13 protein-coding genes are annotated in these 15,638 nt (G+C 51.9%); 3 read left to right on the forward strand and 10 right to left on the reverse strand.

The features are described from left to right. Window positions 1-166: 166 nt before the first annotated feature. The 5 genes from PBOR_RS01245 to PBOR_RS01265 all read right to left on the reverse strand — a co-directional run bounded on the left by PBOR_RS01245 (window position 167) and on the right by PBOR_RS01265 (window position 6,017). Window positions 167-1,705, reverse strand: coding sequence for a lipopolysaccharide biosynthesis protein (locus PBOR_RS01245; protein WP_042210076.1), 1,539 nt, complete (start codon window positions 1,703-1,705; stop codon window positions 167-169). Continuing rightward, on the reverse strand, window positions 1,695-2,828 hold the full coding sequence (locus tag PBOR_RS01250; RefSeq protein ID WP_042210077.1) for a polysaccharide pyruvyl transferase family protein: 1,134 nt from the start codon (window positions 2,826-2,828) through the stop codon (window positions 1,695-1,697). The genes PBOR_RS01245 and PBOR_RS01250 overlap by 11 nt, the downstream gene beginning before the upstream one ends. Then, window positions 2,825-3,880, reverse strand: a complete 1,056-nt coding sequence (locus tag PBOR_RS01255; RefSeq protein WP_042210078.1) for a glycosyltransferase family 2 protein — start codon at window positions 3,878-3,880, stop codon at window positions 2,825-2,827. Before PBOR_RS01255 ends, PBOR_RS01250 begins: the two co-directional genes overlap by 4 nt. A 30-nt stretch (window positions 3,881-3,910) precedes the next feature. Continuing rightward, window positions 3,911-4,846: a glycosyltransferase family A protein gene (locus tag PBOR_RS01260; protein WP_342671101.1), complete on the reverse strand. Its 936-nt coding sequence runs from the start codon at window positions 4,844-4,846 to the stop codon at window positions 3,911-3,913. 295 nt (window positions 4,847-5,141) lie between these two features. After that, the gene (locus PBOR_RS01265; protein WP_042210079.1) at window positions 5,142-6,017 is read right to left on the reverse strand and encodes an aldose 1-epimerase family protein; all 876 of its coding nucleotides are present in this window, start codon (window positions 6,015-6,017) and stop codon (window positions 5,142-5,144) included. Between the two features lie 333 nt (window positions 6,018-6,350). On the opposite strand from PBOR_RS01265, the gene PBOR_RS01270 reads away from it, so the two are divergent. Both PBOR_RS01270 and PBOR_RS01275 read left to right on the forward strand, forming a co-directional pair. Further along, the gene (locus tag PBOR_RS01270; RefSeq protein WP_042210080.1) at window positions 6,351-7,580 is read left to right on the forward strand and encodes a Zn-dependent hydrolase; all 1,230 of its coding nucleotides are present in this window, start codon (window positions 6,351-6,353) and stop codon (window positions 7,578-7,580) included. A gap of 962 nt (window positions 7,581-8,542) precedes the next feature. Further along, the gene (locus tag PBOR_RS01275) at window positions 8,543-9,277 is read left to right on the forward strand and encodes an SAM-dependent methyltransferase (protein ID WP_052429282.1); all 735 of its coding nucleotides are present in this window, start codon (window positions 8,543-8,545) and stop codon (window positions 9,275-9,277) included. Window positions 9,278-9,344: 67 nt separating this feature from the next. Here the strand turns inward: PBOR_RS01275 and sigJ are convergent, their stop codons facing one another. Next, window positions 9,345-10,208, reverse strand: coding sequence for an RNA polymerase sigma factor SigJ (sigJ, locus tag PBOR_RS01280; RefSeq protein ID WP_042210081.1), 864 nt, complete (start codon window positions 10,206-10,208; stop codon window positions 9,345-9,347). Window positions 10,209-10,523: 315 nt separating this feature from the next. On the opposite strand from sigJ, the gene PBOR_RS01285 reads away from it, so the two are divergent. Then, window positions 10,524-11,003 (forward strand): carboxymuconolactone decarboxylase family protein, encoded by a 480-nt coding sequence (locus PBOR_RS01285; RefSeq protein WP_042210082.1) that lies wholly within the window; start codon window positions 10,524-10,526, stop codon window positions 11,001-11,003. Window positions 11,004-11,075: 72 nt separating this feature from the next. Here the strand turns inward: PBOR_RS01285 and PBOR_RS01290 are convergent, their stop codons facing one another. The 4 genes from PBOR_RS01290 to PBOR_RS01305 all read right to left on the reverse strand — a co-directional run bounded on the left by PBOR_RS01290 (window position 11,076) and on the right by PBOR_RS01305 (window position 15,614). After that, window positions 11,076-11,903, reverse strand: coding sequence for a carbohydrate ABC transporter permease (locus tag PBOR_RS01290; RefSeq protein ID WP_042210083.1), 828 nt, complete (start codon window positions 11,901-11,903; stop codon window positions 11,076-11,078). Window positions 11,904-11,915: 12 nt separating this feature from the next. Then, window positions 11,916-12,797 carry a carbohydrate ABC transporter permease gene (locus PBOR_RS01295; RefSeq protein WP_042210084.1) on the reverse strand — a complete coding sequence of 294 codons (882 nt, stop codon included), beginning with the start codon at window positions 12,795-12,797 and terminating at the stop codon, window positions 11,916-11,918. Between the two features lie 222 nt (window positions 12,798-13,019). Beyond that, window positions 13,020-13,814: a response regulator gene (locus tag PBOR_RS01300; RefSeq protein ID WP_042210085.1), complete on the reverse strand. Its 795-nt coding sequence runs from the start codon at window positions 13,812-13,814 to the stop codon at window positions 13,020-13,022. A 27-nt stretch (window positions 13,815-13,841) separates the two neighbouring features. Next, entirely contained in the window at window positions 13,842-15,614 is a 1,773-nt protein-coding gene (locus PBOR_RS01305; RefSeq protein ID WP_042210086.1) for a sensor histidine kinase, read from the reverse strand. Window positions 15,615-15,638: the final 24 nt, after the last annotated feature.

The raw sequence follows: 15,638 nt of genomic DNA on the forward strand, positions 1-15,638 counted from the left end.
GAAATCATCAGCTTAATTTAAATAGTTGGATTTTCTCCACTTATTATCCCAAATGTGAAGACCATTCTAAAATTAGTTGGAAAAACTCCACTTAAAAAACTGGGGGAGGTGCGCCGGCTGATTGTATGCGGCTGGAATGGGAATCTGTGCTACCCCATTTCCGGCATTACAACGTCTGCCCCGCCGCAACCTTCCGCTTAAGCTTGAGTTTCGTTCTGAATTTCTTGGCATAGCTCCAGGTGTAGAGGAAGACCTCGCGTTCCATCAGAGAACCCACCAGGAAATAGATCGGTAGGATAATCACACCCAGCAGCGCGCCCCAGAGGATTACGCCGGTGTAGGAGGTAATGCTCAGATTCAGCTTGGTCGTAATGAACACGATTGCCGCGAAGACGGCGACGTTCGTAAGCCATCTGCGGAAGGTGATCCACGGGCTGCGCTCCAGCAGCACCCGGCTGGCGTAGACCACAATATCGATCGAACGGTAGAGCAGAGCAACAATAGTTCCCATCAGCACACCGTAGATTCCGAAGAAGATTACGAACACAATCGAAGCTCCGAGGTTGATTGCCGACTCCAGAATCGAACGGAACTGCGTGTTGCGGAAGTGCCCGGCGATGGTAATCAGGTTGTTCGATGACGTACGCGCATTGGTCAGCAGCTTAATCACCACGAACAGAATCGGCAGCCAGAAGTTAATGTAATTCACATCGTTGACCCCGGCGGTGTACAGCCGCATGAACGGCAGAATCAGAATGTAGACCACCGTCAGGATCGAGAAGATCAGGCCCATGAAGTAGACCTCGTACGCATCATAGAATTTCACAAAAGCCTCTTTGCCCTCATGATAGCTCTGCCCCAGCGCCGATTTGACGCTGCCGTTGACAGTCTGGACGATGTTGTCGACGATGGTGAAGATCATGTTGTACATCACGTAGATACTGACAATCTTCAGGTTGGTGAAAATGGTCAGGATCAGCACGTCCGTGTTACGGAAGACGAGATAGGAGATCTCATGCACCATGACGGAATTCTTTTGTCCGATTGCGGCGAAATCCGGCGTCAGGCTAAGGTCGATCCATTTATAATGCCGCTTCGCATAAATATAGAACGCGACAATCTGCAGCAGGGTCAGCACGAAGAACGAGGCCTGGACGGCGATGATGTTCACGCCCTGCAGCAGCAGGATGATCCGCACCACGTTGTTCAGAATGTTCGCTACCGTGACGATAGAGGTCTCAATATAGCTTTTACCCTCAGCAATCAGAAGGACCCTGAATTTGCCCTGGAAGTAATAGTTGATGGCTCCGCCGAGGCCGGAGAACAGGATAATGGCTACGATGCTGATACTGCTGATCTCTGAATGAATGACCAGCGGATAGATCACCGCCAGCAGCACGACCGAGATGAAATAGTAGATCCCGGTTTTTTTGTAGTAGCTGGAGGTGGCGGCCAGGATGGAGTTGATATGGCCCCGGTCGTTGCCGGCCACCGGTTTATAGAGTGCCTGCAGCGATGCCGCACCGACACCTGCCTCCAGCAGGGCGAAATAACTGATAATCTGCACAATCGAGGCAATCAGCCCGTTCGCTTCCGAGCCGTAGTTAACCATGATCAGGCGGGGGATGAAGAAACCGAGGATAATGGTAATCACCTGGCTGGTAAGCCCGAAGCCCAGGTTCAGCATGCTCCGTTTAGCTTTCATAGCTTCTTCTCCCTTCCAGCAGCGGTTCGGGTGCCAGATAAGCATCCAATTGCTCGAAATGCTTCTCCGCCTGGTTCGCCTGCAGCGTTATATCGAGCGTACCCGCAGCCATGCTCTCATAGACCTGCTCAGGTGTCAGCTCAGCCAAATGGGCGAAGTCCGTATACGCTCCCCCGAAATAAGCATCCTGCATGACGTTGATCATCTTGTTGCTGTAAGCCACGGGAAACACCGGTTTGCCGAATACCCAGCCGAGAATCATCGCATGGAATCTGGAGGCGACAATGCAGCTTGCACCGGAGAGCACCGCGAGGATCTCATCCATGTCTGTTTTGTAGAGATGGGCGTGGGTGTGGGCCTGAAGCTCCGCAGGAATCAGATTCAGGATCAGACTGATCGCTTCCTGGTCCCCTTCATGCTGGCAGAAGGACATGAAATGCACATCATAACCCTGCTGTATGAAATAGATTGCAACATCTTTCATTTTTTCATAATAGAGGTTGTCAAAACCGTCTAAAGCCTTGGACGAGGGCTTGATCACAGAAATGGCAAGGGTCTTACCCGCCACGGCCGGTGCTCTTCCGCCACTGTATTTCAGCTGAAAAATGATATCCGGCGCGAGCCGCACATTGTCCAGATCCTTGAACAGGTCGTAGGAATATTGCTCCCGGAAAGAGACATCGGCATAATTCTGGAAGATTTCTCTATATTGCTGGTAATAAGCCTCATCCTTGTACGGGCCGAAGTTTGCGCCCATCAGGTAGTAAGGTTTGCTTTTATTGCGGAGGGCTTCAGCACCAGCCACATATTCTTCCCACTGTTCACCTTGCATAAAAATAGACCCGCCGATATGCACGGTTCCGTCGCCCTGATCCGTCAGCAGCTTCTGCACGAAGTTCGGATGAAGCTTTAATTTGCGGAAAATATAGTTGATCCCCCGCAGCAGTACGGAGTCAGACGCATACACCCTGAGATTGCGGAGGTCTTTGAAGACGAGCTTATATTGCTGCGGGGCAATCAGCATAAACCGGGTATCCGGGTATCGCTCACATAACACTTTAATGAACAGATCATCGCCCAAATTGAACTCTGTATATGCATTGATCATCATCGTCTTCTTCATACTTTGATTTCCTTTCTGCCCATCACGGTTTTGAGCTTATGTTTGAATTGGACCCAGTTTCTGTCGATAACAATCAGTGCTCCGTACAAGGACGGGGAGATTAAGAAGGCTCTGATCTGCAACGCGAGCTGGCGGTCGTCCCCCCGGTATTCACGTATAATGGGCCTCATTTCCTGAGGGAGTCCGGGATAACGGGCATCAATATCCTGCAGCAGACGCCTGACATCCATTCCCGCAGTGCCGTTCAGACAGGTCTTCAGATTGTAAAAGTAATTCTCGGTCAGCTCCCGGTTCAGCAGCAATTCGGATATTTCAGATGTCCCTTCAAAGGGAAACGCCTTGAAATAATCAGCCACCCGCTTGAAGGCATCGACCATGTCGAATTTGTTCACGTTGTACGTATTGGAGATGGAGGATGTTCTCTGCAGATAGAAGGACAGCACATCCGGGATGGAAATCGCCCGCGAGGCCCGCGATAACGCTTTGTAGATGAATTCCTGATCTTCCCCGTTCACGCAGCGCTCGGTGTAGCGGATGCCGTTCTCCAGCAGGAAGGTCCGTTTGAAGGCGATGCTGCCGGTCCAGATTCTGAGGCTTTTATGCACAAAAATATTCTTCAGCGCTTCGCTCCCCGTAGTGTCGCTTGCCGCTGAAGTGAAGTTTACAATGGTGGACTTATCTTCGCGTACCAGGCTGTAACCCCAACAGAGAATATCCGGAGCTGCGCTCCAGGTGTTCGATTCAATGGCCTGCACCAATCCGCTGGCGATATAATCATCTCCATCCAGAAATAGCACATAATCCCCGCCGGCCGCGGCAAGCCCGGTGTTTCTGGCGGCGCTCACTCCGGCGTTGGCCGTGCGGATCAGCTTGGCTCTCAGGATGGGATGCCGTGCCAGAATGGCTTCGGCCACTTCGTACGTACGGTCCGTAGAACCGTCATCGATTATAATCACTTCGAACCGCTTCTCGCTCTGGTCCAGGAGTGAATCCAGCAATGGAGCCACATAACGCTCTAGATTGTACATGGGAACTACAATGCTTACACTCATAACTCCACTCCCTTCCTGAGTTTGGACGGATTACCCGGCGGTCGGGCTGTTAAAAATCTCCTTCAGCCCCTTCTTGTAGCCTTTGATAGCGGCGACATTCTTCTTGGGCTGCTCGCGGAGAATGAGGTAGAGCGTGGTCCACATCAAGGCGAGATAGCCGATGGGACCCGAACGTTTATCTTTGAGCAGATGCACATGATTCAGTACCCGGGTATAGGCGACATCCTCGAGATTGTCTCTGGAGGCCGGAGATTCATGATGCAGCAGCTTGAGCTCGGGATTGATATACAGCGGGCCGGAGCTCCGGGCAATGCGGGACATAAGAATATCTTCGCCGACGCTATAGCTGGTTAGCCAAGGGACGGGCTTCAGGTCCTGGATCGCCGCTTTTTTGAAGGACATATTGCAGCCGTGCTGGAATTCAGTCTTGAAGATCTTCCGGGCTTTATGCCAGTTGTACATGGACCCGGCTTGACCGCTTAAGGAGAGCTTGCCGCTCGACAGGGATTGCTGGAAGGATAGCAGGCAGCGGATGGTTCCGAGGAAGCTGTTCCTCATCCCGATGGCGATACCGCCGACTCCTGCGCAGTTAGGGTAATCATCGTAGGTTTGAATCAAGGTAGACAGGTAGTGAGCGGGGATTTCGACGTCATCATCAAGGAAAAGGATCTTGTCCATGGTGGAGAGCTCCACTGCCTTGATCCGGGACAGCCATAATCCCCGGTCCGTCTTGCTGAAATAAGTCAAAGGATAACCGCATCCGGTAAGTAAAGCTTCAAATTCAGTAAGTACACGGGCTGGTATTTCGCCGTCATCTATAAGTATGACCTCAATGGGGTAAGTCCTGCCTATGTCTTGTTTAGTTATAGAATGAATGCACCGTGTCAGGTCCTGTACCCGGTTCCTCGTGCAGATAGCCACTGACAATCCTTGCATATACTCCACTCCCTTATCCATTTCTCCCATTCTATGTGTAGTGAATTAACTACCTTAAGCTTACTATTGGCAGTAAAAGGTTGTATATACTACTTTAGTTTACTTATTGGACGGCCTGCCGCCGTAGGCACAGGATATGGATTATAATTTGACACAAGTGGAAACGGCTTTGCCGTCCTTTTAAAGGACGGTACCGTTTCAGCGAGAAATAGAAGGATAATTTATAGCGTGAAACATATAAATTCTTATATTTCAAAAAAGCCGCAGTCCCGTTAGGGCGGCTGCGGCCTTCATGTTCTTCAAGAAACGGTGGAGCAACAATCTGTCAGTTGAACGTAATCGTAAGCGAGCTTGTGGACTGGCCGCCCGGCGGCAGGGAGATGACTCCCGCTTTATCCCGGATTTCTCCGGTGAAGTCTTCACTGTCTGCTACACCATGCCAAGGCTCGATGCACAGGAATGGTGCATTCTTCGGCTGCCAGATCCCGAGATCGGGGAAGTTGTGGTATGCTACGCTTACGCTTTTGGCAGACAGCTTGCTCTTCAGCGCTACAGACTGCGAGCTTACATTCTTGAAGACGAGTGCGTCATGTTCGAACATTTCATGGTTTAGAGGCAGGATGTTGCCGTCACCGGGCATGGGGTCGCTTTTACCGTTAATCAGCTGGCCCGTTTTGTTCAAGAACAAGCGTTCCAGGCGCTCCTGCTGTCCGAATTCAAGATAATAATCCGCGAAGCTGCCCTCTCCATCAATCGGGCAATTAAATGCAGGGTGGGTGCCGAGCTGGAAGAAGATCTCCTGATCATCGGTATTCTCCACACGGTAGCTGATCTCAAGGGTGCTTCCGCTCAGGATATAGGTGAGGAACAGATTGAATTTGTACGGGTAGAGCGCCAACGTGCTCTCACTATGCGAGAGCCGGAAGACTGCCTGGGTATCGCTCGCCTCCTGCAGCGTGAATTCACTGCGTCTGGCGAAGCCGTGATTGGCAATTTTATAAGCCTGCCCGTCCGCTTTGATCTCGCCTTGGATGGCTGCGCCGATAATCGGGAACAGCACCGGTGAACGGCCTGTCCAATAGGCGGCATCCCCGCTCCACATATATTCAGTCTCTGTATCCGTTCTTTTGAAGCTGATTAGCTCGGCTCCGAGTGAACTGATCTCGGCTACTGCCAACCCGCTGCGTAAAATGGTATTCATGCTCACTGCCCCTCTCGCGATTGTAATTCTGTCTCATATTCTATCAGACTTCCCCAATCGCGTTATAACATAACGTGAACAAAACCAAAAAAAATTATTACAGTCTGTAAAATGAAAATAATACGGAATGGTATAACATATATAGAAAGCAATAATTCTATATAAAACGAACTAAGCTTGCGAATGGGTGAGAGTGACGGAGGGGAATTTTGAAACTGTAGGAGCGGTAGCGGCCGGAAGTCCAAATATTCACCGCAGTCGTGAACAACACCCGAACCGGAGGCGTTTTGTTCGTTTCATATAAATGAGCGTTCGAAACGGAGGAATAAGGCCATGCAGCTGCAGCAGATATTCGTGAACGGTGAGAGATTGAAGAATACGATCGAGTCATTCGCCGATTTCGGGCGGACGGACAATAACGGGGTCACCCGGTTATCGCTGTCGGAGCAGGATGTGCAGGTGCGCGGCTATTTCACTTCCTGTGCAGAAGAGCTGGGAATGGCCGTGAAGGTCGATGATATGGGGAATATATATGCCACGCTTGCGGGAAGCGAAGAAGGTCCGCCTGTAGTGATCGGATCGCATCTGGATACCGTCAAGAAAGGCGGCAGATTCGATGGGGTGCTCGGGGTAATCGCCGGTCTGGAAGTGGTAAGAACCCTGGTCGATCACGGCATTAAGCCGCGTTTACCAATAACAGTGATGAACTTCACCAACGAGGAAGGAGCCCGCTTCGAGCCGTCGATGATGGCTTCAGGTGTCTTGGCCGGCAAGTTCGACAAGGCGGAGATGCTGAAGAAGAAGGACCCGGAGGGTACGACCTTCGGTGAAGCGCTGCAGGCCAGCGGCTATGCGGGCGATGCGGAGAACCGGATCAGGGAAGCAACGGCTTATCTGGAGCTGCATATCGAGCAGGGTCCTGTGCTGGAGAGAGAGAATCTCAAGATCGGCCTGGTCGACTGTGTTGTTGGAATGGCCTGTTATGAAATTGAAGTCACAGGCGAATCGGACCACGCCGGTACTACGCCGATGGATATGCGGAGGGATGCGCTTTTTGCCGCTACAGATATTATTACGGAGCTGCGGCGGAAGCTGGCTGTACTGGACTCCGAGCTGGTCTATACCATGGGGAGAATGAACGTGCTGCCTAATATTCATACCGTTATTCCGAACAAGGTGATCTTCACCGTGGAAGCCCGGCATAAGGACATGGATATTGTCCGTGAAGTAGAGGCAATTATTAATGGTCTGCCTGAGGAGCTGCTGGAGTGTAGTGTGTCGAAGACGAAGCTGTGGGGACGCGATACCGTATGGTTCGATCCGGGAGTCTGTGCCCTGGTGGAGCAAGCCACGCAGAAGCTGGGCTACAGCAGCAAGAAGATGGCCAGCGGAGCGGGGCATGATGCCCAGTTCGTGGCCGGATTCATGCCGTCGGCGATGATTTTTGTACCCAGTGTGAAAGGGAAAAGCCATTGCGAGGAAGAGCTCACTTCTTATGAAGAATGTGAGATGGGCGTGAATGTGGTGCTGGAAACGGTGCTGGCGGTGTTGGCCGGGTCCTGACGGATGGCTTGCACGCCGGGCAAAATTGCATAGGATCATTGGATATATAGATATCAAAGACACTAATACACTTAACCGGTGTCTTTTTCTTTATGCTGGAAATTATGATAATCGCCTGTTGTGGATAATATGTGCATAAAGCTGTGGATAATTTCTTAGGAAATTGCAATTTGTAGCAGATCTTTGTGAAGGACTAATTTTTTTGTACCAGGAGTCCCCACTGAAACCCTCTGATCCTGCCAAGGGAGGGCTGAATGGGGATGAGCCAATTGTATGCGAAAAACCGAATACAATGTGCCAACGGTAGGGTAAACGAGCCGAATGTATGCGAAAAACCGAGTACAATATGCCAACGATAGGGTAAACGAGCCGAATGTATGCGAAAAACCGAATACAATGTGCCAACGGTAGGGTAAACGAGCCAAATGTATGCGAAAAACCGAATACAATGTGCCAACGGTAGGTAAACGAGTTGAATGTATGCGAAAAACCAAGGGGATAAAACCCTGTGAGTCCGCCGGATGCCGGCCAAAAGAGGAAATGAGGGGCAATAGTGCCCTTGATTCCGCCGGATGTTGGCTAAATGAGGAAATGAGGGGCAATCGTGCCCTTGATTCAGCCGGTTGCTGGTCAAATGAGCGAACGAAGGGCAATAGTGCCCTTGGTTTCGCCGGATGCCGGCCAAATGAGGAAACGAGGAGGATTAGTCCGCTAGGAGCAAGGCGAGTTCGCCTTAAAAGTAACATAAGCTCCAAAGCTCAAGCTTGATTCGCCCGCAATATAGATTGAACTTAACAATCTAACTCAGGTATTCCGGGATATTGGTATGAGCGACCCTGACAAATCCCAGCTATGTGGGATGGCGATTCCGGGGTGCAGCCCTGATAATGAACCATATTCATTATTAGGGTTGACCGGCCAGTTCCGGTCATAGAGCCGATTACTACACCGGAGGGGATGTAATGGAAGACAGCATAAGCAGTACAGGCAGCGCAGGCAGTCCTTGGGAGCAGGCGGACGCGGATCAATACGTTCAGAATATAAGCCGCAAAATCCCCGGTTACCAGCTGCAGTATGAGCTGATGGATACGCTGCTGACAGCGTTGTTAGCTCAGCAGACTCATCCTGGGCTGCTGATCGTCGGAGCAGGCGGAGGACAGGAAATCCTGAAGCTCGGCCGGGAGCATCCTGATTGGAATTTTAGCGGGCTGGATACATCACAGGGCATGCTTCTGGCTGCTGAACAGCGGCTAGAAGCAGCGGGTCTGATGGACAGAGTCCAGCTGCATCACAGGGAGATAAGTTCCTGGAACTCTAGCAGACAGTACGATGCTGCGACCTGCATGCTGATGCTGCATTTCGTGGAAGGGCGGGAGAACAAGCTGGCGCTGCTCCGTTCCATTGCCGGGCGGCTCAAGCCGGGCGCACCGCTGTGTCTTTCGGCAATCAACGGGGAGCCAGCCTCCCCCGCGTGGCGGATTCAGATGGCGGGCTGGAAGCTGCATATGCTGGGCAACGGCATTGAACTAGGCCAGTGGCAGATCTTCGAGCAATCGTTCGGCGAGACCTCTCACCCGCTTCCGGCCGAAGAGATGGATTGTCTGCTGGAGGAAGCCGGATTTACGGCAGTGTCCAGGTTCTTCGGCTCCTATCTGATTGACGGCTGGGTAGCCGTGAAGGCACCATACAGTCCGTGACATGAATGGGATGCATGACTAGTTGGAATCCACAGGGGGCGGGGCTTCCGGAAATCCCTTGCCCGCCCTAACTCCCCGCATACTGCAGCTTATCCGGGTTTCTTACAATATATAAATTCCGGATCAGATTGTCCCGGATATGAAGAAGTCCAATCGTATGAATACCTTCATCCGAGCGGAGGATTAGGCCGGGCTGTCCGTTAATCCGGCCAATTTCAATAGTCACCTCACCGTTAATTGTAGCTGCCCCGCGGAAAGGTCCCAACAGGAAGCGGGCGATAAGCTCGCGGGTGACTACCGGTTCGGCAGCAGCGCGTACTTTGCCCCCTCCGTCGGCGATCAGCTCGGCTGCAGGATCAAGCATCGCCAGCAGCTGATTCAGGTTGCCCTGCTTCAGGGCGGCCAGGAACCCGTGCACCCATTCTTCTGTAGCCGCCTCCGGCTGGACAGGCTCCCCGGGGACGAGTCCCATCTTGGCGCTGGCCCGGCTGAAGAGCTTGCGGCAGTTCGGTTCGCTTTTGTCAACCAGTCCGGCAATCTCCTGATATTCAAAGCCCAGCGCTTCACGAAGTACAAACACGGCCCGCTCCGCAGGGGTCAGCCGCTCCTGCAGGACGAGCATGGCATAGGATAAGAGATCATCCTGAACTACGGAGTCCATGGAATCCCCGTCTGTACCGGCAAGAGGCTCGGGCAGCCATTCGCCGAAATACTCCTCCCGCTGTCTGCGCGCAGATTTATGCAGATCCCGGCAGCGGTTCGTGACCATTTTACACAGATAGGCTTTCGGTTCGGCCAGCCGCTCCGGCGGTACATCATACACCTTCAGGAACACATCCTGAACCGCATCCTCGGCATCGGCGGCTGATCCGGTTAACTGGTAGGCAAGTTTAAACAACAGGTTCTTATACTGGGCATACAGCTCCTGCATAACGCCACTTCCAATCCTTATATATAGTCAATCTAACTCCGCTATGATGTAGACAAAATAAGGGGGAGAGCTGTGACAGGAGAGAGCGGCAATCCGCGCAGGCGGCCTATCATTCATAGGGGGAGTCCTGGAACCGGGCTAGGTAAAAATGTTGGGTGAAAAGTTTCGAGTGAAAAATCTGCCGCTGCATTGTCACAGAAAGAGTAGCTGTCTCGTTATATGTCCGAAGGGCGAAACAAGGCCGGAACAACCGGGAGGAAGACACGGTCTGGGCCGGACCTTCAACTACAACCAGCCCATAGGAGGAATAAAGTTATGGCACAACGTGTGAATTATATGCAGCAGTCCCCGGAGCTTTTTAAGAAATTTCTCGATTTCAGCATGGCCTTGAAGAACAGCTCTATTGAGGAAAAAATTGAAGATCTGGTATCCATCCGGGCTTCCCAGATGAACGGCTGCGGCTTCTGTCTGGACATGCATGTGAAGCAGGCCAAGATTAACGGCGAGAGTGAACTGCGTCTCTATCACATCTCTATCTGGCGGGAATCAACACTGTTCTCTCCGCGTGAACGGGCAGCACTCGCCTGGACTGAGGTTCTGACCAGGCTGCCGGAGCACGGCGTGCCGGATGAGCTGTATAACCGTGTCCGTGAACATCTGTCCGAGCAGGAGATTTCCGATCTGTCCTTCTCCATCATGGCGATCAACGCCTGGAACCGGGTGAACGTGGGCTTTACCACCGTGCCGGGTTCATCTGATGCGGCCTATGGCTTGACCAAAGCCGGATTGTCGTAACTAAAAAAACAACTTAAAAGGAGCTATGCCACCGTACAATCTGTGGCATAGCTCCTTCACTTTTAAGCGGGGTCAGCCCTTGACCGCTGAGCTTGCCACGCCTTCAATAATGTATTTCTGGCCGAGCAGGAAGACGAGGATCATGGGAATGATTCCGGCTGTTGCGGCGGCCATCATGCCGTTGTAATCCACATTGTTCTCCAGGATGAAATTCTGCAGCCCGAGCGGAACGGTGAACAGGTCATGGTCAATCAGGAAGACGAGCGCATTCTCATAGTCATTCCAGTGCCAGGAGAAGTCAATGATGGCCAGGGTGGCCAGCGACGGCTTAGCCATTGGCAGGATAATCCGCGAGAAGATGCGGAAGTGGCCTGCGCCGTCGATGAAGGCGGCCTCTGAGATTTCATGAGGCACCGAGAGGAAGAACTGCCGCATCATGAACACGCCGAAGATCGTGAACATTCCGGGCAGGATCAGCGCCCAGTGGGTGTTGTAGATGCCGGCCCAGTCGAACATGATGAATTTGGGCACGAACAGCACCTGCGGGGGAACCATCATCATGGACAGATAGACCATGAACATGGTGTTCCGCCCTTTGAACTCAATTCTGGCAAAGCCGTAAGCGGCTAAGGCCGACAGGGAGACGGCACCTATAGTGCTCAGCACGGCAACCTTAAGGGAATTCAAATAGTAAGGCACGAAGCTGCCCTGACCGGTCCAGACCTTAACATGATGGCTCCAGTTGAAATGGCTGGGAATCCACTGGACCGGATATTGAAAGACCTCTGCCGGTGTCTTAAATGAAGTGCTGATCATCCAGATGAAGGGTACGATCATGACGATGCTGAAGAACAGCATGATGAGTGTGGCAATGCTTTTGGTAACTACGGCTTTATTCATGTTCTCAGCTCCTTAGTAGTGAACCCAGCGTTTCTGGCCCAGCCATTGAATCACGGTGAAAATCAGAATGATCAGGAACAGGGCCCAGGAGACCGCTGAAGCATAGCCCATCTCGTAATAGCGGAAGGCGTTCTGATAGATGAACAAAGATAACACGGTGGTGCTGTTCCCCGGTCCGCCCTGCGTAATTGCCTGAATGATCCCGAACTGCTTGATCGACATAATCAGTCCGGTAATCAGCAGCAGGAACGTGGTCGGACTGACCAGCGGCCACAGGATACTGCGGACTGTCTGCCAGGTGCGGGCACCGTCGATTTTGGCGGCTTCCAGCAACTCGCCGGACACTTCCTGCAGGGCGGCGAGGTAGATGATCATGTTATAGCCGAGCATGAACCAGATCCAAATGATGTCGATCGCATACATGGACGTTTCCATCGTCGACAGCCAGCCTGGGGGGTTCGCAATACCGACCGACCGGAGGATACCGTTGATAGGACCGTTATTCGGGTGGAACAGCAGCATCCAGACAAAGGCTACAGCGACGCCGCTTGTAATATAGGGCATGAAGTACAAAGCGCGGAGCAGCTTTTTTAAATACACCGACCGGTTTAGCACAACGGCAACGATGAACGCCAGTCCAATCGATACCGGAACGGAGACCAGGAACAGCAGCGTGTTCTTGATTGCGATATAGAATACCTCATCCCCCAGCATCCGCTGAATATTATCCAGCCCGATGAACTTGGTATGGGGACTCATAAACTTGTAGTCTGTAAACATGAGATAGAAAGAATAGACGGCAGGTATGATAAAAAATAGAATCACGCCAATCATATTTGGCCCGATAAACAGATAGCCCAGGTACTGCTGCCGCTTCATCCAGGATGCCTTCACATAACCCCACTCCTTTAGGTCTTTTGATTACTTTGATCACACTACAAGCATAACAAGCGGCCTAAGAGGGGTTAAGGAACAAAACCAACGACTTCATGCTACAGAAATATACATTTGCTGAGCGGCGGCGGGCGGCGCTATCTTAGTTTTGTTCTATCCCGGTTCACAGCAAAAAGCGGCATTCCCTGAGGGAAGGCCGCTATACAGGATATTAGGTCCAAGCTACATGCTCACCGGTTCCGGCTTGCCCCTATGATTGTTCCGGTATTGGCTCGGCGTCTGCGTAGTCAGGCGTTTGAATATCTTGATGAAATAGTTATCGTTGACGAAGCCGACACGGTTGCCAATCTCGTATACCGGCAGATCGGAATGGATCAGGAGCCGGATAGCCTGGTCCACCCTTATCTGATGCAGATAATGGATTAGGGTCTGGCCGGTTTTCTTTTTGAACAGGGTACTGACATAATTCTCGGCCATCATGACATACTGGGACATCGACTTCACGGTAATATCCTCATCGTAGTGGGCGTGCAGATACTGGAGGATCTTCTGGATCTCCGGGTGGCTGGTAAGCTCCTCATGAGGCAGCGGCGATGGCGGTGCGGCAGAATTCAGGACTTCGGAACTTGGCTGGCGGCTCTTCACCAGCTCGTTATTGATCTTGCGAAGTGTATCGCGGAGTGAATTCACACTCATGGACAGCTTCAGGATATAGTTGGAGGCCCCATATTCCATCGCCTGCCGCACATTCTCGAAATCGCTCATGCAGGTAAGCATGACGAAGCGGGAATCATAGCCCTCTTCACGGGTTCTGCGCAGCAGCTCGACACCGTCCATCTCCGGCATGACGATATCCGAAATTACCAGGTCAGGGGCGTTCTGCCGGATCATCTCCAGCGCTTCTGCACCATTACCCGCTTCTCCGCTGACGGTGAACCCGAGCTCTTCCCAGGCAATAATCTCGCGGACGCTCTCCCGTACAAAAACCTCATCCTCAACCAGCAGTACTTTCCACATGTGTGATTCCCTCCCGTATAAATGCGCTTAAGCCGGATGTTCGTTGCCGTAAGGTGCAGACAATAGAAGCGGTATGGTGAAGCGGACGGTGACGCCTTCCCCGGTGGAGAGAACCTCCAGCGTCCCTTCTTCCCTGAACAGCAGCCGCAGCCGCTCCTGAATATTACTCAGCCCGATACCCGGACGCTTGCGCGGGACCTTGTTCAAACCTGCCTGCTCCATGCCTACGCCGTTGTCCCTGATCTCTACAATCAGCCGGTTCTCTTCGCGGTGCACGATCAGCTCAATCAGGCCGTTGCCGGGCAATCTGCTGATCCCGTGAATAATGGCGTTCTCGACCAGCGGCTGGAGGCTGAGCTTGGGAACCAGCGCATACAGAACATCCTCGTCGTAGCGGCAGGTTAATTCGAATTTGTGGGCGTAGCGGACCTGCTGAATATGAACATAAGCCTCTACAAGCTCAATTTCATCCTTTAGATGGATTAGGTCCTTATCGGTATTGAGACTGGCCTCCAGCAGCTTGCCGAGCGACAGGGTCATGTTCGTAATATCCTCATTATGCTCACGGATGGCGATCCATTTAATCGTATTTAGCGTGTTCAGCAGGAAGTGTGGATTCGTCTGGGCCAGCAGCATCTGGAAATGGACAGCCTCTTTCTGGCGCTCCTCGGCCTTCAGCTTCTGGATCAGCAGGTGAGTATCGTCAAGCATAGTATTGAAGGTCCGGGTCAGATCCAGGATCTCCCCGCTGAATTTATGCTCCGGCAGGCGGATCTTGAGGCTCTTCTGCACGGCCGCCTTCATCTTGTTCTGCAAATGGGACAGGGGACGTGTGATGGTCGTGGCAATCACGAAGGTCATCATCAGGAAGATACTCGTCAGGACAAAGAACGTAATAAAGTACTGCTGCTTCAGCCCTTCGATCTCCACGAACAGCACAGACAGCGGAATCCGGTTGACGATATACCAGTCCAGTGATTCGACATAAATGTAATTAATCAGCGAATTCGAATCCTTGTCGATAAAATACTGCTGTCCGGGCTGCCCGGCGAACCCTGCCTTAACCTTCTCCGATAATTGACTGCCCGGAACGGACTGGGAGATATCTTCTCCCGAGCGGGTGATCAGGAAATACTGCTGCTCCAGATCCGACTGCTTATGAATAGAGCGCAGCCAGTACGTATAATCGATGCTGATCCGGGCCATTCCATAGGGCTTGTTCCGGGTATCCTCCAGATAAGCGTATAAGGATAGAAGATAGGCACTGGTGGAGACATCGCGCAGCACGTAGTTGTTGTCATTGGGCACCCAGTGATAAGAGCTGGTATTCATCTGGCCCCGGTCGAACCCGGGATTAGCCTTTAGTTCTGAATAAACTAGAGAATCCTTAGGAGGATAAGAGGTGTATGCGCTTTCAGTTAAGTCCAGAATCATGAAGTACACTGATGGGTTGTACAGGAAGAAGCTGTTGTTCAGGTTCTTGAAAATATTCTCCATCATCCGTTTATTCTCCAGCTCACTGCGCTGTTCAGGATGGAGCAGCACAGACTTGACGGTATCATCCTGCTGCAGGAACAGCAGTGTCTTGAAGGCAATGCTGATCTGATCCTCCAGTGTGCGGTACATTTGCTCCAGCTGGTAGTGGCTTTGCTGGCTGATTTTCTTCTGGACCAGCGTCTCGATGCGCTGATAGTTATACAGATTCAGTGCGCCGAAGGGCAGCAGGATCAGACATACAAAGGCTGTGAACAACCGGTACTTCAATTTCTGGGGAATCAGAATACGCAATAACTTTGACACAGCGAAGCACCTCCAAGCACGACT

The organism is Paenibacillus borealis (assembly GCF_000758665.1).
GTDB lineage: Bacteria > Bacillota > Bacilli > Paenibacillales > Paenibacillaceae > Paenibacillus_AQ > Paenibacillus_AQ borealis.